This is a genomic window from Streptacidiphilus monticola (assembly GCF_042658505.1).
Lineage (GTDB): Bacteria > Actinomycetota > Actinomycetes > Streptomycetales > Streptomycetaceae > Streptacidiphilus > Streptacidiphilus monticola.
This window is the reverse complement of the sequence record NZ_JBHSQJ010000131.1, coordinates 28,173-45,224: the sequence shown is the minus strand read 5'-3', so window position 1 is coordinate 45,224 and position 17,052 is coordinate 28,173. Positions and strand designations below refer to the sequence as shown.

16 protein-coding genes and 1 pseudogene are annotated in these 17,052 nt (G+C 72.5%); 2 read left to right on the top strand and 15 right to left on the bottom strand.

All coding sequences use genetic code 11. The features are described from left to right. Nucleotides 1-3: 3 nt before the first annotated feature. The 11 genes and pseudogenes from ACFP3V_RS26435 to ACFP3V_RS26385 all read right to left on the bottom strand — a co-directional run bounded on the left by ACFP3V_RS26435 (nucleotide 4) and on the right by ACFP3V_RS26385 (nucleotide 11,331). Nucleotides 4-1,098 carry an MCE family protein gene (locus ACFP3V_RS26435; RefSeq protein WP_380588450.1) on the bottom strand — a complete coding sequence of 365 codons (1,095 nt, stop codon included), beginning with the start codon at nucleotides 1,096-1,098 and terminating at the stop codon, nucleotides 4-6. Then, on the bottom strand, nucleotides 1,095-2,204 hold the full coding sequence (locus tag ACFP3V_RS26430; protein ID WP_380588421.1) for an MCE family protein: 1,110 nt from the start codon (nucleotides 2,202-2,204) through the stop codon (nucleotides 1,095-1,097). The genes ACFP3V_RS26435 and ACFP3V_RS26430 overlap by 4 nt, the downstream gene beginning before the upstream one ends. Continuing rightward, complete coding sequence (locus tag ACFP3V_RS26425) at nucleotides 2,201-3,196, bottom strand: MCE family protein (protein WP_380588418.1); 996 nt, start codon at nucleotides 3,194-3,196, stop codon at nucleotides 2,201-2,203. The genes ACFP3V_RS26430 and ACFP3V_RS26425 overlap by 4 nt, the downstream gene beginning before the upstream one ends. Next, nucleotides 3,193-4,209 (bottom strand): MCE family protein, encoded by a 1,017-nt coding sequence (locus ACFP3V_RS26420; protein WP_380588416.1) that lies wholly within the window; start codon nucleotides 4,207-4,209, stop codon nucleotides 3,193-3,195. Before ACFP3V_RS26420 ends, ACFP3V_RS26425 begins: the two co-directional genes overlap by 4 nt. Continuing rightward, entirely contained in the window at nucleotides 4,206-5,237 is a 1,032-nt protein-coding gene (locus tag ACFP3V_RS26415) for an MCE family protein (protein WP_380588413.1), read from the bottom strand. The genes ACFP3V_RS26420 and ACFP3V_RS26415 overlap by 4 nt, the downstream gene beginning before the upstream one ends. Then, nucleotides 5,234-6,421: an MCE family protein gene (locus ACFP3V_RS26410; RefSeq protein ID WP_380588410.1), complete on the bottom strand. Its 1,188-nt coding sequence runs from the start codon at nucleotides 6,419-6,421 to the stop codon at nucleotides 5,234-5,236. The genes ACFP3V_RS26415 and ACFP3V_RS26410 overlap by 4 nt, the downstream gene beginning before the upstream one ends. Beyond that, the gene (locus ACFP3V_RS26405) at nucleotides 6,418-7,233 is read right to left on the bottom strand and encodes an MlaE family ABC transporter permease (RefSeq protein WP_380588447.1); all 816 of its coding nucleotides are present in this window, start codon (nucleotides 7,231-7,233) and stop codon (nucleotides 6,418-6,420) included. Before ACFP3V_RS26405 ends, ACFP3V_RS26410 begins: the two co-directional genes overlap by 4 nt. 10 nt (nucleotides 7,234-7,243) lie before the next feature. Further along, nucleotides 7,244-8,029 carry an MlaE family ABC transporter permease gene (locus ACFP3V_RS26400; RefSeq protein ID WP_380588407.1) on the bottom strand — a complete coding sequence of 262 codons (786 nt, stop codon included), beginning with the start codon at nucleotides 8,027-8,029 and terminating at the stop codon, nucleotides 7,244-7,246. Then, a pseudogene (locus ACFP3V_RS26395) lies at nucleotides 8,029-8,922 on the bottom strand (ABC transporter ATP-binding protein); the annotation flags it as partial. The pseudogene ACFP3V_RS26395 and the gene ACFP3V_RS26400, both read right to left, overlap by 1 nt. A 1-nt stretch (nucleotide 8,923) precedes the next feature. Then, nucleotides 8,924-10,549, bottom strand: coding sequence for a DUF6801 domain-containing protein (locus tag ACFP3V_RS26390; protein ID WP_380588404.1), 1,626 nt, complete (start codon nucleotides 10,547-10,549; stop codon nucleotides 8,924-8,926). A gap of 167 nt (nucleotides 10,550-10,716) precedes the next feature. Beyond that, nucleotides 10,717-11,331, bottom strand: a complete 615-nt coding sequence (locus ACFP3V_RS26385; RefSeq protein WP_380588401.1) for a hypothetical protein — start codon at nucleotides 11,329-11,331, stop codon at nucleotides 10,717-10,719. A 334-nt stretch (nucleotides 11,332-11,665) separates the two neighbouring features. On the opposite strand from ACFP3V_RS26385, the gene ACFP3V_RS26380 reads away from it, so the two are divergent. After that, nucleotides 11,666-12,847, top strand: coding sequence for a PucR family transcriptional regulator (locus ACFP3V_RS26380; RefSeq protein WP_380588398.1), 1,182 nt, complete (start codon nucleotides 11,666-11,668; stop codon nucleotides 12,845-12,847). 21 nt (nucleotides 12,848-12,868) lie between these two features. Here the strand turns inward: ACFP3V_RS26380 and ACFP3V_RS26375 are convergent, their stop codons facing one another. The 4 genes from ACFP3V_RS26375 to ACFP3V_RS26360 are packed head-to-tail and all read right to left on the bottom strand — an operon-like array spanning nucleotide 12,869 to nucleotide 15,989. Continuing rightward, nucleotides 12,869-13,231 (bottom strand): DUF488 domain-containing protein, encoded by a 363-nt coding sequence (locus ACFP3V_RS26375; protein WP_380588395.1) that lies wholly within the window; start codon nucleotides 13,229-13,231, stop codon nucleotides 12,869-12,871. Further along, nucleotides 13,231-13,509 (bottom strand): GlsB/YeaQ/YmgE family stress response membrane protein, encoded by a 279-nt coding sequence (locus tag ACFP3V_RS26370; protein ID WP_380588393.1) that lies wholly within the window; start codon nucleotides 13,507-13,509, stop codon nucleotides 13,231-13,233. The genes ACFP3V_RS26375 and ACFP3V_RS26370 overlap by 1 nt, the downstream gene beginning before the upstream one ends. A gap of 51 nt (nucleotides 13,510-13,560) precedes the next feature. Continuing rightward, nucleotides 13,561-14,208, bottom strand: coding sequence for a MarC family protein (locus ACFP3V_RS26365; RefSeq protein ID WP_380588391.1), 648 nt, complete (start codon nucleotides 14,206-14,208; stop codon nucleotides 13,561-13,563). A gap of 29 nt (nucleotides 14,209-14,237) precedes the next feature. Continuing rightward, entirely contained in the window at nucleotides 14,238-15,989 is a 1,752-nt protein-coding gene (locus ACFP3V_RS26360; protein ID WP_380588388.1) for a glycerol-3-phosphate dehydrogenase/oxidase, read from the bottom strand. Nucleotides 15,990-16,101: 112 nt separating this feature from the next. On the opposite strand from ACFP3V_RS26360, the gene opcA reads away from it, so the two are divergent. Further along, nucleotides 16,102-17,037 (top strand): glucose-6-phosphate dehydrogenase assembly protein OpcA, encoded by a 936-nt coding sequence (opcA, locus tag ACFP3V_RS26355; RefSeq protein WP_380588384.1) that lies wholly within the window; start codon nucleotides 16,102-16,104, stop codon nucleotides 17,035-17,037. Nucleotides 17,038-17,052 lie beyond the last annotated feature (15 nt).

Below are 17,052 nucleotides of genomic sequence, written 5' to 3'. Positions count from 1 at the left end.
GCCTCATCGGCCGCTGCCGCGTACGTCGGTGCCGCTGCTCGCGGGGGCGGTGCAGCCCGCGGCGGTGTTCCAGGGCGCGTCGGTGGTGTCCGTGCCGCTGCGGTGCCTGGTACCGCCGTAGCCCTGGACGCAGGGCAGCGGCGAGAAGAAGGTGACGGCCATGCCGAGGTGGGCGCCCTGCCCGTCGATCGCGGTCGCTCCGGCGGTGACCACGCGCGGGAGCTGCACCAGCAGCTCCTGGACGCCGCGCTGCCGGGTGACCGCGACGTCGGCCGTGGTGAGCATGTTGCCCAGGACCACGCCCAGGTCGGGGCCGACCTGCTGGACCAGCTGGTCGACCTGGGTGGCGGCCAGCGGCGCCGTCGCGATCAGGCGGCGCAGGTCGCCGTCGGAGGCGGCCAGCTGCGCGGCCAACTGCCGGGCGCCGGTGGCGAACTGACGGAGCGCCCCGGCCTCGTCCGACTGGGTGCGCAGCACCGTGGCGCCGTCGCCGATCAGTGCCGTCGTCGCGGGCAGGGCCTGCGTGGCCGCGCCGGTGAACCGGCTGCCGTCGTCCAGCAGCACCTGGAGGTTCTGGCCCTGCCCGGCGAAGGCGTCGCCCAGTTCGGTGACGACGGTGCGCAGCGAGGCGAGCGGCACGGAGGCGGCCAGCGCGTCGACGCTGCCCAGCACGTCCGTCACCGGCCGCGGCACGGTGGCGGCGCTCGCCGGGACCTGGTCGCCGTCGGCGAGGTAGGGGCCCTGGTCGGTGGTCGGCTGCAGGTCCACGTACTCCTCGCCCACCGCGGACAGGTCGGCGACGACGGCCTTGAGGTCCTTGGGGATGCGCGGGCCGCCGTCGCGCAGCCGCAGCTCGGCCTGGACGCCGTCGCCGCCGAGCCGGATCGCTCCCACCCGGCCCACCGAGACGCCCCGGTAGGTGACGTCCGCGTTCGGGAACAGGCCGCCGGTCTCGGGCAGGTCGAGGGTGACGGTGTAGGAGCCGTCCACGCCCAGCCACCGCCCGGCATCCGCGTAGCGCACCCCGAGAAAGCCGAGGACCAGGACGGACAGGGCCACGAAGGCGGAGTTCTTGAGCAGCACCGCACGACGCATCAGCGCTTCCCTCCCGTCGGACGCTGGAGTTGGGACTGGAGCTGGGGCTGGACCAGGGGGACGACGGGCTGCGGGTAGATGCTGTCCTGGGGCAGCAGCGCCGGGATGACCTGGGTGGCGGGCGCGGCGGCCAGGGTCAGGTAGGTGTTGAGGTAGTCGCCCTTCACACCGTTGAGCACCTGGTCGGTGAACGGGTAGGTGAGCAGCACCTGAAGGGACTGCGGCAGCGCCCTCCCGGCGTCGGCGAGGCGCCGCAGGGAGGGCGCCAGCGCCCGCAGGTCGGCCACCATGTCGGCCTGGGAGCGGTTGACCGTGTCCACCGCCACCGTGGACAGGGTGTCCAGCGCCTGAAGCATGGTGACGAGTCGGCCGCGCTGCTGGTCCAGCACCTTCAGGCCGGGGCTGAGCCGGTCCAGGGCGTCGCCGAGCTGCTGGTCGCGCTGGGCCAGGGTGACCGAGAGCCGGTTGACGCCGTCCAGAGCCGCCGTCAGGTCGGCCCGGTGCCCGTCGAGTTGGCCGACCAGGGTGCGCATCCGGCCCAGCAGGTCGCGCACCTCCGGCTCGTTGCCCGCCAGCGCCTCGTTGAGCTCGGTGCTGATGGTCTTCAGCTGCTGCATGCCGCCGCCGTTGAGCAGCAGGCTAAGCGAGCCGAAGACCTCCTCCACCTCGGCGGAGCGGTTGGTACGGGACAGCGGGATGACGTCGTGGTCGGCCAGGACGCCGGTGGCGGACCGCCCGGCGGGCGGCCCGGACAGGGCGACGTACTTCTCGCCGAGCAGGCTCGACTGCTGCAGCGAGGCGTAGGCGTCCGCGGGCAGGCGCACCGACCCGTTGATCTCCATGGTCACGACGGCGTTCCAACTTCCGTCCCCGGTCAGGGAGATGTCGGTGACCCGGCCCACCGCCACATCGTCGACCCGCACGGCGGCCTGCGGGACGAGGCTGAGCACGTCCGCGAACTGTGCCGTGACCTGGTACGGATGGCTGCCGAGGTCCGCGCCGCCGGGCAGCGGCACGTCCTGCAGACCGGCGTAGCCGGAGGAGCAGCCGGCCGCGCCGAGGGCGGTGGCCAGCAGCAGGCAGCAGCTGTGCAGCAGGCGGCGGGTCATCGGCCTCCTCCCGCCAGGCCGAAGGGCACGGGCAGACTGAGCTCGTTGAGGTCGGCGCGACCGCTGATGGCGCCGGTGGCCGGGTTGTAGGCGGCCAGCAGGTTGTCCGCGGCGAGCGGCGCGGTGTCCAGCAGCTCGCCCAGGGACGCGCGCCGGTTCGCCAGGGTCTGCGTGATCGGCAGCAACTGGGCGACAGCGGAGGAGAGTTGGGCCCGGTTGTCGCGGACGAAGTCCTCGACCTGGGCGAGGGCGGTGGCCAACTGGGCGAGGGCGTCGGCCAGGTCCTGCCGGTCGGCGGCGAGGAAGCCGGAGACGGTCGCCAGGCGTTCGGTGGCCGAGCGCACCTGGGTGTCGTGCTGCTTGAGCATGCCGGTGAACGACTGCAACTGGCCGAGCGTGGCGAAGAGCTGGCTGCTGCTGCCGTTGAGGGTCCGGGCGGCCGCGCCGAACTGGGCGATCGAGTCGCCGATCGCGGAGCCGTTGCCCCGGAGGTTCGCGGCCCCGGTGTCCAGTAGCGCGGACAGGGCGCCGTCGGCGTTGGCGCCCTGCGGGCCGAGGGCCTGGGCGAGCTTGCCGAGGGAGGCGTAGAGCTGGTCGATCTCGACTGGGACGGCGGTGCGGGCCTGCGGGATGGTGCCGTGGTCCGGCATCACGGGGCCACCGGTCCAGGCGGGGGTGAGCTGCACGTAGCGGTCCGCGACCAGGCTGGGCGCCACCAGCACGGCGGACGCGTCGGCGGGGACCCTGATCCCCTGATCCACCGTCATGGTGACCGCGACCCGGGTGCCCTGCGGCCGCACCGAGTCCACCGAGCCGACCTTGACGCCGAGGACGCGCAGGTCGGACCCGGCGTAGAGGCCGACCGTGCGGTCGAAGTACGCGGTGATCCGGGTGCCGTGGCCGCCGAAGGGGGACAGGCCGGTACTGCTGCCGCAGCTCACCGCGACCAGCACGGCGGTCCCCAGCGCGGCCAGGGCGCGGGAGGGTCTCACTGCGCACCTCCGAGGCACTTCGTCGGGGACTTGGCCCCGGGCAGGTAGTTCGCCGGGATCACCCCGCACAGGTAGGAGTCGAACCAGCGGCCGTTGCCGAGGGTGTCGTTGACCTGCCGGTAGTAGGGGCCCGCCAGGGCGAGGACCTTGTCCAGCTGCTTCTGGTTCGCGTCCAGCACGGAGGTCACCCGGCCCAGGGCCTGCAGGGTGGGGCCCAGCTGCCGCTGGTCGTCGGCGACCAGACCGCTGAGCTGGACGGAGAGCTGGACGGTGCCGGTGAGCAGGGCGTGGATCGCGTCGCGGCGCCGTTGCACCTCGCCCAGCAGCAGGTCGCCGTCGTCGATCAGGGCGGCCAGCCTGCTGTTCTGCTGCTGGACGGTGGCGGTCAGGCTGTCGCTCGCGGACAGCAGTTTCGCCAGGGCGGCGTCGCGGCTGGAGACCGTCTTGGACAGGGCGGCGAGGCCGGTGGCCGCCTGCCGCACCGAGGGCGGGGTGTCCCTGAAGGCGTCCGAGAGCGCCTGGAAGGACTGCGCCAGCTGCGCAGAGTCGACCGAACCCAGCGTCCGGCCCAGGCCGTTGAGGGCCTGCGTGACGTCGAACGGGGCGGTGGTGCGGCTGCGCGGGATGGTCCGGCGCGGGTCCTGGGCGACGGTGCCGCGCGGGTCGAGGGCGAGGAACTTCGCCCCGAGCAGGGTGCGGATGCCGATGGAGGCGGTGGTGGCGTCGCCGACCCAGGCGTGCTGCACCCGGAAGCCGACCTTGACCTGGGCGCCGTCCAGGGTGACCGAGTCCACCTGGCCGACCCTGACGCCCGCGACGCGGACCTCGTCGCCCGAGCGCAGCCCGGCCGCCTCGCTGAAGTAGGCGCTGTAGGAGGTGCCCTGATCCCCGATCAGCGGCAGCGCGTCGGCGTTGTACCCGGCGATGGCCACCGCCGCGCACAGCGCCAGGCCGACGACGCCGACCGCGGCCTGGTTGCGGCGGCGCAGCGGGGTGAACAGCGGTGGTCTCACGAGCGGCACCTCGCCTCGGTGATCGCGATGCCGGTGGGGGCGGGGCTGCCGTCCGAGGTGGCGACCCCGGTGACGGTGGCCTGGCACAGGTAGAGGTTGAGCCAGGAGCCGTAGGACACGGCGCGGCCCACCGCGGTCATCTTCTGCGGCGTCTTCTGCAGGAAGTTCGTCAGGGCCGGGGTGTCCGCGCCGAGGTTCGCCGACAGCCGGCCCAGCTGGGCGATGTCGTCCTTGAGCGGTTCGCGGCCCTGCTGGAGCAGTCCGGAGGTGGACCGGGTCAGCTGCGCCAGGGAACTGACGGCCTGTCCGATCGGCTCGCGGTCGGCGGCGAAGCCGCTCACCAGCGACTGCAGGGTGGCCACCAGGTCGGTGAAACCCGCCTGGTGGGAGTTGACGGTCTGCAGCACCTGGCTGAGGTTGTCGATGACCGATCCCACCACCTGGTCCTTGGCGGCCAGGGTGGTCGTCAGCTCGCCGAGGTCGTGCACCAGCCCGGTGACGGTGCCGCCCTCGCCCTGGAGCACCTGCACGATCTCCTGGGCGAGCCGGTTGGTCTGGTCCGGGTCCAGTCCCTGGAGCAGCGGCTGGAAGCCGTTGAACAGCCGGGTCAGGTCGAGCGCGGGCTGGGTGCGGTCGACCGGGATGGTGCCGCCGACGGGCAGTCTCTCGTCCACGGGGCCCACGCCGCGGCCGAGGGAGAGGTAGCGCTGGCCCACCATGTTCAGGTATTTCACGGAGGCCGTGGCCGAGGCGGGGAGCGGCTGGTCGCGCAGCACCGAGAAGTGGACGAGCGCCTGGTCGCGGTCCACGACGCGGACACTGTCCACCTCGCCGACGCGGACCCCGGCGATGCGGACGCTCTCCCCGGCCCGCAGCCCGGTGACGTCGGTGAAGCGGGCGTTGTAGCCGACGGTGTCGCCGACGCCGGTGTCCGCGACGGCGAAGGCGAGGGCGGTGGTGGACACGGCGGTGACGGCGATGAAGGCGACCGACTTGAGGACCGGTCCGGTCAGGCTGCGGCGCTTCACCGGAGGTCCACCCCCGCTCCCCGGTACAGCGGCCCGGCCAGCAGGCTGCTCCAGTCGGGCAGTTGGGCGCTGCTGCTGCCGTCCGCCAGCAGTTCGTTGACCAGGGCGTTCTCCTGCGGGGTGTTGGGGTGGCCGGTGTAGGGGGTGGTCGGGCAGCTGGGGCCGCCGCCGGCGGTGAAGCGCGGCGTGTCCGTCCCCGGCCGGTAGCCGCCCCGGGAGGGCTCGGTGGTCACCCGCACGTGCAGCCCGGGGAGGTCCGTGCCCTTGCCGAGCGCCTTGTCCATGACCGGCACGAAGTCGGCCAGGGCCCGGAGCGTGCACGGGAATTCGGGGGAGTAGCGGGCCAGCACGCCGAGCGTGCCCCGGCTGTCCGCGGCGAGCCGGATGACCGTGCCCCGGTTGCGCTGCAGGAAGGCGGTGGTGTCCTCGGCGGTGGTGCTCGCCTCGCCGTAGAGCGCGGCGAGTTGGCTCTGCTGCTGGGCGACGGTGGAGCTGGTGACGGTCAGGTCGGTCAGCGCCTGGAGCACGTCGGGTGCGGCGTCCGCATAGGCGTCGCTCACCTGGACCAGGTCGTGCAGGTCCTGGTTCAGCTGCGGCAGGGAGGGGTTGAGCCGCTTCAGGTAGGTGTCCAACTGCACGAGGGTGCGGCCGAGTTGCCGCCCGCGGCCGCTGAGCGCGGTGGCGACGGCGTTGAGGGTGGCGGACAGCTCGGCCGGGCGGACGTCGTCCAGCAGCGGCAGCAGGTGGTCGAGGACCTGCTCCAGTTCGACGGCGTTCTGCGAACGGTCCTGCGGGATCACCGCGTCGGCCCGCAGCGCGGCTCCTGAGCCGCCGTGCGGCACCAGGGCGACGTAGCGCTGGCCGAACAGGGTGGTCGGCAGCAGTTGCGCGTCCACGTCGGCCGGGATCCGCCCCAGCGTGGCGCGGTTCATGGCCAGGGTCAGCACGGCGCGGTCGCCGTCGGAGTGGATGGCCGACACCCGGCCGACGACCACGCCGTGCAGCTTGACGTCCGCTCCCGGATTCATCTGGTTGCCGACGCTGTCCGTCTGCACGGTCACCGTGGCGTCGTCGCTGAAGTCCTTGTCGTAGACGGCGACGGCGAGCCAGGCCAGCAGCACCGGCACCAGGACGAAGGCGACCCCGGCCGTGCGGCGGCCCGCTGTCCGGCTGCGGGCGCTCATCCGGCCACCCGTACGGTCGTGGTGGCGCCCCAGAGGGCGAGCGAGAGGAAGAAGTCGGTGAGGCTGATCACGACGATGGCGTTGCGGACCGAGCGGCCCACGGCCACGCCCACCCCGGCCGGGCCGCCCTTGGCGTGGAAGCCGTAGTAGCAGTGGGCGAGGATCACCACGACCGAGAAGACCAGCACCTTGAAGGCGGAGAGAAGCACGTCCTGCGGGGCCAGGAAGAGGTTGAAGTAGTGGTCGTAGACGCCCGGCGACTGGCCCTTGACCGAGACGGTGACGAAGCGGGAGGCGAGGTAGGACGAGAGCAGCCCGACACCGTAGAGCGGGACGATGGCGACGACGCCGGCGATGATCCGCGTCGTCACCAGGTAGGGGACACTGCGCACGCCCATGCCCTCCAGGGCGTCCACCTCCTCGTTGATGCGCATGGCGCCGAGCTGCGCGGTGAAGCCCGCGCCGACCGTCGCGGACAGCGCCAACCCGGCCACCAGCGGGGCGATTTCGCGGGTGTTGAAGTAGGCGGAGACGAAGCCGGTGAACGCCGTCGTGCCCAGCTCGTTCATCGCGGCGTAGCCCTGCAGCCCCACCACGGTGCCGGTGGCCAGCGTCATGCCGATCATCACGCCGACGGTGCCGCCGATGACGCCGAGCCCGCCGCTGCCGAAGACCACCTCGGACAGCAGGCGCAGCACCTCGCGCAGGTAGCGGCGGAGCGTGCGCGGGATCCACAGCAGCGCCCCCGCCTGGAAGACGAGGTGGTCGCCGCTCTCGTCGAGCCACCGCAGCGGTCCCTGACGTTCCGTCACGGCCACGGCGTCACGCTCCCTTCTGCGGGACGAGTTGCAGGTAGACGGCGGTCAGCACGACATTGACCAGGAACAGCAGCAGGAAGGTGACGACCACCGACTGGTTCACCGCGTCGCCCACGCCCTTCGGGCCGCCCTTGGGGCTGAGCCCCCGGTGCGCGGCCACCAGCCCCGCCAGGAAGCCGAAGAGCAGCGCCTTGACCTCGCTGATGTAGAGGTCCGGCAGTTGGGCGAGCGCCGAGAAGCTGGACAGGTACGCGCCCGGAGTGCCGTGCTGCAGCATGACGTTGAAGAAGTAGCCGCCCAGTGTGCCGACCACCGACACCAGGCCGTTCAGCAGGACGCTGACCGCTGTCACCGCGAGGACCCGGGGGACGACGAGGCGCTGGACGGGCGAGACGCCCATGACGGCCATGGCGTCCAGCTCCTCGCGGATCTTCCGCGCACCCAGGTCCGCGCAGATCGCCGAGCCGCCGGCCCCGGCGATCAGCAGCGCCACGATGAGCGGGCTGGCCTGCTGGACCACCGCCAGCACGCTGGCGCCGCCGGTGTACGACTGGGCCCCCAACTGGCCTGCCAGTGACCCGACCTGCAGGGCGATGACGGCACCGAAGGGGATCGACACGAGCGCCGCCGGCAGGATGGTCACACTGGCGACGAACCAGAACTGCTCGACCAGCTCCCGCCACTGGAACGGGCGGCGGAGGGTGTCGCGGACGGTGGCCGCCCCGAGCGAGAAGAAGCCGCCGGCGCCCTCGAAGGTCCGGACGACCGGCTTCAGCAGCGAGGTGCTCACGCGACCACCCGCTGCCGGTGCCGTTCCAGTGCCGCGCGGGGCGGCAGGCCGGGGGAGGGCTGCAGCTGCGGCGGGACCGTGGTGGGCGGCGGGGGCAGCAGCTCCCGCTCGGCGTCCAGCTCCGCCTGGTCCTTCTCCTCGGCCATGCCGATGGGCCCGTGCCGCAGGCCGCCGAGGAACTGGCGCACCACCGGGAGGTCCGAGGTGAGCAGCCGCTCGCGGGGCCCGAAGGCGACCAGCTCGCGGCGGAACAGCATGCCGAGGTTGTCCGGGACGGTGGTGGCGATGTCCAGGTTGTGGGTGACGATCAGCATGGTCGCGTCGATCTGCGCGTTGAGGTCGATGAGCAGTTGCGAGATGAAGGAGGTGCGCACCGGGTCGAGGCCGGAGTCGGGCTCGTCGCAGAGGATGATCTGCGGGTCCAGGACGAGGGCGCGGGCCAGTCCGGCGCGCTTGCGCATGCCCCCGGAGATCTCGCCCGGCAGTTTGCCCTCGGAGCCGAGCAGACCCACCAGCTCCATCCGCTCCATGACGATCCGTCGGATCTCGCCCTCCTTCTTGCGGGTGTGCTCGCGCAGCGGGAAGGCGATGTTGTCGAAGAGGTTCATCGAGCCGAACAGCGCGCCGTCCTGGAACATGACGCCGAACAGCTTCCGGGCCTCGTAGATCTCGTGCTCCCGGCCGCCCACCATGTCCACGCCGTTGACCAGGACCCGGCCGCGCTCCGGGCGCAGCAGTCCGATCACCGACTTGAGGAAGACGGTCTTGCCCGTGCCCGAGGGGCCGAGCATGACGCTGACCTCCCCGGCCGGGAGGGTGAGGCTGACGTCCTCCCAGACGGTCTGGCGGCCGAAGGACTTGGTGAGCCCCTCGACGGTCACTTCGATTCCCATGTCACTTCCCGGGGGCGAGGGTGGGGGAGTAGCCCGGCGGCTTGCGGACGGGCAGGGCGGGGACGGGCAGCGGGTAGCAGAACTCGGGGTCCGGGACGTTGCACATGCCGCCCTGGTTGAGGTTGAGCGCGTTGCCCGGCCCGGACACGCTCGCGTCGAGCAGCGCGTCCACGTCCTCGCCGGCGCGGCTGCGGCAGCCGGTGAACTCCGGGATCACCAGGTCGTCCTGGGTGATCGGGCCGCCCGTGGTGAGGTTGTAGTTGGTGTTCGGGTCGTAGCCCTCGGGCAGCTGCGAGCGGTCGTACGCCCTGAGGCGCAGCTGGAGCGGACGCACGGTACGGCAGTCGGGGCCGACGTCGAGCGGGGTGCCGTTGATCCTGACGTCGCTCAACCGCAGGAACTGCCTGCCGGTGATGGTGTAGGTGCTCATCCGGGAGACGCGGGTGTCCTGGACCATGACCATGGTGAGCGGCCCGTCCGGGGTGAGGTGCATGGTGGCGGTCACCGGCACGAACCCGAAGGTGGTGAAGGTGCTGCGGATCGGCGGCAGCGTCATGTTCCCGATCAGGTCCTGCTGGATGTACCAGTCGAAGGAGAGCCCGTCCGGCGAGGACCAGAACTGGAAGGCCGAGCGGATCGGCGCGAAGTCGGCCCGCACGCCTGTCGCGGGGTTCCCCAGCAGGGCGGCCTGCCCCAGCTTGCCGACGTCCGAGTAGCCGACGACCTTGGCGCACTGGGTGCCGTTCGAGTCCACCAGCGGCGGGTCGCTCGGTCCGGGGATCACCATCGCCCCGTCCGGCAGCGGCGAGTACATGCGGGTGTCGATGACGCCCGTGGGCGTGGGGCAGGGGAACACCGGCGTGGGCGTCGGGCTCGGCGAGTCGGTCGGCTGGTCGGTGGGCGTGTCGGTGGGGGTGTCGGTGGGGGTGGCCGTGGGCTGGTCGGTCGGACCGTCCGTCGGGCCGTCGGCCGGGCTTTCGGCTGGGCTGTCCGTCGGCGCGGCACCAGGGCTGCCGCTCCCGCTGTCGCCGCCGCTCGGGGCCGCACTCCCGTCCGCCGTGAAGACGATCGAGCCGAGCGGATCGGGCGTGCCCGCGGGCGTGCACGACAGGTCCAGGGCCGCGCCCAGATGGACCGCCAGCGCTCCGGGCGTCAGCGTCAGCGTGCCCGGATTGCCGCTCGACAGGGACGGCACCGAACCGGTGAAGGTGAGCGGCACGTCACCGTCGGCCGACACCTCCACGGGCGTCAACGTGATGCCGGGCCAGGGCAGTTGCATGGCGACCGGGTCCGCTCCGCCCGCCGTCACGGTGAGGTCGGCGCTGCCCTCCAGGCGGGTGGCCTCCGCGGGGAGCGCGCCGCGCGGCAGCGTGGTCTCCGCGGTCAGCATTCCCGGCTGCACGTCCTGGCCCGCGGTCGCCGTGGTCGGCAGGTCCTGGATCAGGGTGACCGTCAGCTTCGTGGTGCCGGGGCCGCCCTGCCGGGTGCAGTCGTAGTCGGCGGTGACCCGCCCGGTGCGCATGTCGGCCCCCGCCGGACCGCCGACGAGGACCGGGGTGACCACGCCCGCCAGGACGACCACGGCGGTCAGCACCGGTGCCGGGCGCAGACGGCGGACCGTGCGCATGTAAGCCCCCCCTTCGACAGGTCCCGTCCCGTGGCGCAGGACAGTACGAGCAAGTAGCAATCATGGACAAGGAGTTGAGCGTCAGTGCGAGCCCGGACGAGAGGCTCCCCCCGGTTCTTGTCATCGGATGACAAGAACCGGGAGGAGCGGTTGTCATGAAGTGCGTGTCACGGCGAGGTGATCGTCAGCGCGGGGCTGACCGTGTAGACGCCGTTGTAGGTGGCCGCGTCGTTGTTGGCGATCAGGCCGAGGCAGCCGACGACGTTGTAGGCGTGCAGGTTGCCGCCGCTGATGGTGAGTTGGTGGGTGGTGTTGTTGTACGACCCGTTGAGCGTGGCGGTGCTGCCGGCGGTCGCGCCCTGGAAGTCGGCCGAGCACAGCGTGCCGGAGATGTGGGCCTTGACCCCGGTCAGCGTGCCGGTGGTGACCGGGGCGCTGTAGGAGACGGCGTTGAACGCCCACGGCAGACCCTGCGGGGTGACCGTGAAGGTGATGCCGGCCGGCCCGGTGCAGTTGGTCCAGGACACCGAGGACAGCGAGGCGATGCCGGTGCCGGACAGCCCCGTGCCGTTGGCGGCGGTGCCCGAGGCCGCGGACGAGGTGCAGGTCAGCTTGGCGCCCGAGCGGCTGTCCGTCAGGGTGGGGCTGGACGCGCTGCCGGTGAAGCTGGTCCCGCCGCTGACGGTCCAGGTGCCGGCGGCCGACGCGGTGGTGACGCCGACGCCGAGGGCGCAGCCCACGGCGGTGGCGAGGACGGCGGTGGACTTGGAGATCTTGCGCATGGTGCGGCTCTCCCTTGCTCGTTCCGGTCCGGGCGGACCGGGTTGGCGGGCGGGACGTTACGCATGGGTAACCGGGGCGGGCAATGACTTCCGCCGGTCGTCGGCGAACTCGTCTTTTCGACACGCCATTCCTTGTCGCCCAACGAGCAAGCAGCGCAGGCAAGTTGTCGAAAAGTGAGCAATCGGCCGGAAGGTCCGGTGCGGTTACCGGACAGTCGCCGCAATTCCTGTCCGCGTGCTGTGCACATCGCCGCGAGCTGGTCTATGTTGCACGGACCACCACACCTGTACGCACGCGTCCGATCGGGGCAGGGACACCCCGAAGGGGGGCCGCATGGCGGAGCCCAGGCAGGCGGCAGCCAGGCGCAGAGCGGCGCTCGGCGCGATCCCGCGCGAGCTCGCCGCCGTGATGCGCCCGGAACTGCCCAGCCTCTTACGGGAGATGGCGGCGGAGATCGCCGGAGCCATCCCCGAGTACGGCGCATTCATCAACGGCCCGGAGGCACACGTGATCCGGCTGGGCATCGAGCAGAACATCGCCGCCTTCGTCGACCAGATCGCGATGCCCAACAGCGCCACCGAACTGCGCGACGAGATCTGCCGCCGCTTCGGCCGCTTCGAGGCCTACCAGGGCCGCAGCCTCGACGCCCTCCAGGACGCCTACCGCATCGGCTGCCAGGTGGCGCTGCGCCGGGCGGTGGTCGTCGGCCGCCGGTACCGGCTCTCGGCATCGGTGCTGATGGCCTTCGCGGACGCGCTCTTCGCCTACATGGGCGAGATCGCCGAACTGTCCCGCGAGGGCTATCTGCAGGCGATGGCGGAACTGGGCGAGGAACCGGACGGCCGCCGACGCCGGCTGCTGCAACGACTGCTCTCCGGAGCGGGTCTCGCCGACGGCTCCCTGGCCGAACTGGCCGAGCAGGTGGGCTGGCCGCTCCCGGAGACCGTCACGCCGGTCGCCGTCCACCCCGACAGCCGCCCGGAACGGGCGGCGCTCGGCCGCAGCGTCCTCGCGGACCTGAGCGACCCCGAGCCCCACCTGCTCGTCCCCGGCCCGTTCGCCGGACCGGAGGAGGCCCTGCTGACGCAGGCCCTCGCGGACTGCAAGGCGGCCGTCGGCCCCACGGTCCCCCTCGCGGAGGCCGGCGACTCGCTGCGCTGGGCGCGCCACACACTGACCCTGACGGACGCTCCGCTCAGCTACGCCGACGACCACCTGCTGACCCTGTGGCTGCTCGCGGACCAGGCCCTGGCCCGCCAGTTCGCCCGCAGGTACCTGGGCGCGCTGGAGTCCTACACCCCCACGCAGCGCCGGCGGCTGCTGGAGACCCTGCACGTCTGGCTGGCCAGCCGCGGGACCGCGGCGGAACTCGCCGCCCAACTCGGCGTCCACCCGCAGACCTTCCGCTACCGGATGCGGGTCCTGGAACGCGTCTTCGGCAAGCAGCTCACCGACCCCGACCAACGCTTCGCCACGGAAGTCACCCTTCGGGCCCTCGCCCTCCAGGACCGCTGAGCGCCCCTGCGGGGGCCGAGGTCAGTGGGAGAGTTCTTCCACGAGGACCGGGACGTGACTGTGCGTCAGGTCCTTGTTCGCCGTCACCAGGGTCACCGGCCCCTTGGCGACCTCCTCCCGCAGATGGGCCAGCGCCTCCTGCGCGGCGGGAGCCGCCAGCTCCCCCCGGTACCGGTCCGCGAACTCCTCACGTCGCGCGTCCTTGTCCGCGTGGTACCAGCGGCGCAGTTCATTCGACGGAGTGAGGTCCTTGGGCCATTCGTCCACCTCCGCCCGCTCCTTCGTCAGGCCGCGCGGCCACAGGCGGTCCACCAGGACCCGCAGGCCGTCCGCCGCCTCCGGCGGGTCATAGACGCGGCGGACGCGGGGCTGCTGACGGCCCATCAGGCGCGGGACCGTCCGCCGCCGCGGGCCGCCCACAGCGACGCGCCGACGGCGACCAGCGCCACGGCGAAGCCGAGCTGCAGGGCATGCCGGATCCAGTCGACCCCGCTCGTGTGGCGCACGCCCAGCCAGCCCGCGACGCCGTTGCCGAGCCAGGCGCCGCCCATGCCGAGCAGGATGCTCAGCCACCAGGGGATCGCCTGCCTGCCGGGCAGGATCGCCCGCGCCAGCAGGCCGAGCACGAAACCGACGATGACGATCCAGACGATCTGGAACATGCGCGCCGTCCTCCTCGGGAAGCGAAGTCCGTGAACTCATCCTGGTCCAGGTCAGTGCGGCCCGCTCGACCAGTTGGCGATGGCGCGGTCCAGGCCGGTGAGGAACAGCTCCACGCCCACCGCCGCCAGCAGCAGGCCGAGCAGCCGGGACCCCATCTCGAGCGTCGTCGTGTGCACCCGGCGCAGCAGGCCCGTCGTGGCCACCATGCAGATGGCGTCGATCACCGCGACGGCCACGAAGGAGGCGACGACGCTGCTGCGCCAGCCCCAGCCCTCCTTGGTCATCGACTCCACCAGTACCGCCGTCACCGCCAGCGGGCTGACCACGTACGGCAGCAGCAGTTCCCGGAAGCCGGAGATGAGCGGGTGCATCCCGTCCGCCGCCTCCGGACTGTCCGCGCCCACGTGGATGCCGAGGACCAGGCCGACCGCGTACAGGAAGAAGATGATGCCGCCGGCCAGCTCCAGCGACTCCGCGCTGATGTGGAAGAAGTCCGTCACGTAGGGCGCGGTCCACGCGCACAGCGCGCCCAGCAGCGCGGACGCCGCGGACGCGAGCAGGGCGACCCGGCGCGCCTCCAACGTGGTGCGCTCGCGGGCCACATGGGCGAACGTCAGCATCACCTTGGGCGGCCCGACCACGGCGAAGAAGGTGACGAAGGTGCTGGTGACGTTGAGCGGCCCGGTGATCGAGGACATGACCTGATGATCCCTCAGCCCCCTCCGGCTCAGTGCAGCGGCACGATGTCCGGGGCGCCCAGCCGGGCGGCGTCCGCCGTGGCGTCGTCGGGCTGCTGCTGCGCCTCCCGCTCCGCCTCCACCCGCTTGCGGTAGTGCTCGATCTCGTTGGCCTGCTGCTGGGCGTCCCAGGCGAGTTCACGGGCCATCAGCGCCGCGGTGATCTCCGCGGCGGCCACGCCGCGGTCCCAGGACTCGATGGAGGCGCGGGTGCGCCGGGTCAGCACGTCGTCCAGGTGCCGCGCGCCCTCGTGGGTGACGGCGTAGACGACCTCGGCGCGCAGGTAGTCGTCCGAGCCGGGCAGCGGCTCGGCGAGCGACGGGTCGGCGGCGACCAGGTCCAGCACCTCGGAGATCAGCGAGCCGTAGCGGTGCAGCAGGTGCTCGATGCGGACCACGTGCAGGCCCGAGGACTGCGCCAGCCGGTGCCGCGCGTTCCACAGCGCCTGGTAGCCGTCCGCCCCCAGCAGCGGCACGTCCTGGGTGACCGAGGGTCCGACCACGACGCCCTCCAGGGTCCGGACGGCCTCGTCGACGGCGTCCTTCGCCATCACCCGGTAGGTGGTGTACTTGCCGCCCGCGATCACCACCAGGCCCGGCACCGGATGGCCCACCAGGTGCTCGCGGGAGAGCTTGCTGGTCTCCGCCGCGTCCCCGGCCAGCAGCGGGCGCAGACCGGCGTAGACGCCCTCGACGTCGTCCCGGGTCAGCGGGGTGGCCAGCACCGCGTTGACGTGCTCCAGCAGGTAGTCGATGTCGCTGGAGGACACCGCCGGATGGTTCTTGTCCAGGTCCCAGTCGGTGTCGGTGGTGCCGATGACCCAGTGCCGTCCCCAGGGGATGACGAACAGCACGCTCTTCTCGGTGCGCAGGATCAGCCCCGACCTGGCGTTGACCCGGTCCCGGGGCACCAGCACGTGCACCCCCTTGGAGGCGCGGACGTGGAACTGGCCGCGGGTGCCCGCGAGCGCCTGGGTGTCGTCCGTCCACACCCCCGTCGCGTTGATGACCTGCTTGGCGTGCACCTCGAAGCGGCGGCCGGTCTCCAGGTCCTCCACCCGGGCGCCGGTCACCCGTTCGCCCTGGCGCAGGAAGCCCACCACCCGCGCCCGGTTGGCCACCTGGGCGCCGTAGGCGGCGGCGGTCCGCACGACGGTCATGGTGTGCCGGGCGTCGTCCACCTGCGCGTCGTAGTACTGCACGGCCCCCACCAGCGCGTCCTCCCGCAACGCCGGGACCTGGCGCAGCGCCTGACGCCGGGTCAGGTGCCGGTGCCGCGGCAGCCCGCGCGAGGTGCCGGAGGTCAGCCCCAGCGTGTCGTAGAGCAGCACGCCGGCGCCGACGTAGGGGCGCTCCCAGCCCCGGTGGGTGAGCGGGTAGAGGAACGGCACCGGGCGGACCAGGTGCGGCGCCAGCCGCTGGATCAGCAGCCCGCGTTCGCGCAGCGCCTCCTGCACCAGGCGGAAGTCCAGCATCTCCAGGTAGCGCAGGCCGCCGTGGATCAGCTTGCTGGACCGCGAGGAGGTGCCCGAGGCCCAGTCCCTGCTCTCGACCAGGCCCACCGTCAGGCCGCGGGTCACCGCGTCCAGCGCGCAGCCCGCGCCCACCACGCCGCCGCCCACCACCAGCACGTCCAGCTCCCGGCCCGAGCCCAGGGCCGTCAACGCCGCCTCACGGGCCGAAGGTGACAGAGCGACAGGTTTCACGGCGCACTCCTCGCGATCGCGGTCGTGGTCCAGCATGACCCAGCATCAAGCAGGGATGCGGGACGGGCACTTCGGGGAAGATGCTGGAGTCCGTACGCGCTTGAACCTGAGCACCATCCGTCCCGGGCGAGACAGGAGCCGACCTCCGATGCGCATCCACCTGACCGACACCAACTCCAGCAAGGTCAACGCCGCCATCATCGAGGCCCGCCGGGCGGCGGGCGCGTCGGCCGTCGGGATGGTGCTCACCCTGGTGATCGTCACCGACGAGGGCGGCGCCTACGACGCGCACCGGGCCGCCAGCGAGGCCTCCATGGAGCACCCCTGCCGGATCGTCACCGTGGTCCGGCGCCCCGGCCGCTCCCCGCGCGCCCGGGCCGAGGCCCGGCTCGACGCCGAGGTGATCGTAGGTGCGGAGACCGGCTCGGGCGAGTCGGTGGTGCTGCGGCTGCACGGGGAACTGGCCGGGAAGGCCGAGTCGGTGGTGCTGCCGCTGCTGCTGCCGGACGCGCCGGTCGTCGTGTGGTGGCCCGACGAGGCCCCGGACGACCCGGCCGGCGACCCACTGGGCAAGCTGGCGCAGCGCAGGATCACCGACTCCTACAACGCGGCCGACCCGCTCGCCTTCCTCGCCGTCCACGCCGAGAGCTACGCCCCCGGCGACACCGACCTGGCCTGGACCCGGCTCACCCTGTGGCGGTCGCTGCTGTCCGCCGCGCTCGACCAGTCGCGCGCCACCGTGACCGGTGCCACCGTCGAGTGCGAGCGCGACAACGCGAGCGCGGAGCTGCTGGCCAGCTGGCTCGGGCAGCGCCTCGGCGTCCCGGTCAGCCGGGTCACCACGGAGGGCCCGCTGATCACCCGGGTCAGCCTGGCCACCGAGAACGGCGACATCAGCATCGACCGGCCCGAGGGCCCGGTCGCCAACTTCGCCATGCCCGGCCAGACCGACCGTGTCGTCGCGCTGAAGATCCGGCCCACCTCGGAGCTGATCGCCGAGGAACTGCGCCGGCTCGACCCGGACACCGCCTACGCCGAGGCGCTGCGTGGCACCCGGCTGATTCCGGCGCGCGCCGCCGGGTAAGCGCTGCTGTCAGGG

Bases quoted from the DNA above. Each gene is read 5' to 3' on its own strand.
- ACFP3V_RS26430 (WP_380588421.1), bottom strand. From the start codon at position 2,204: ATGACCCGCCGCCTGCTGCACAGCTGCTGCCTGCTGCTGGCCACCGCC.
- ACFP3V_RS26410 (WP_380588410.1), bottom strand. From the start codon at position 6,421: ATGAGCGCCCGCAGCCGGACAGCGGGCCGCCGCACGGCCGGGGTCGCC.
- ACFP3V_RS26390 (WP_380588404.1), bottom strand. From the start codon at position 10,549: ATGCGCACGGTCCGCCGTCTGCGCCCGGCACCGGTGCTGACCGCCGTG.
- ACFP3V_RS26385 (WP_380588401.1), bottom strand. From the start codon at position 11,331: ATGCGCAAGATCTCCAAGTCCACCGCCGTCCTCGCCACCGCCGTGGGC.
- ACFP3V_RS26380 (WP_380588398.1), top strand. From the start codon at position 11,666: ATGGCGGAGCCCAGGCAGGCGGCAGCCAGGCGCAGAGCGGCGCTCGGC.
- ACFP3V_RS26375 (WP_380588395.1), bottom strand. From the start codon at position 13,231: ATGGGCCGTCAGCAGCCCCGCGTCCGCCGCGTCTATGACCCGCCGGAG.
- ACFP3V_RS26370 (WP_380588393.1), bottom strand. From the start codon at position 13,509: ATGTTCCAGATCGTCTGGATCGTCATCGTCGGTTTCGTGCTCGGCCTG.
- ACFP3V_RS26365 (WP_380588391.1), bottom strand. From the start codon at position 14,208: ATGTCCTCGATCACCGGGCCGCTCAACGTCACCAGCACCTTCGTCACC.
- ACFP3V_RS26360 (WP_380588388.1), bottom strand. From the start codon at position 15,989: ATGCTGGACCACGACCGCGATCGCGAGGAGTGCGCCGTGAAACCTGTC.
- opcA (WP_380588384.1), top strand. From the start codon at position 16,102: ATGCGCATCCACCTGACCGACACCAACTCCAGCAAGGTCAACGCCGCC.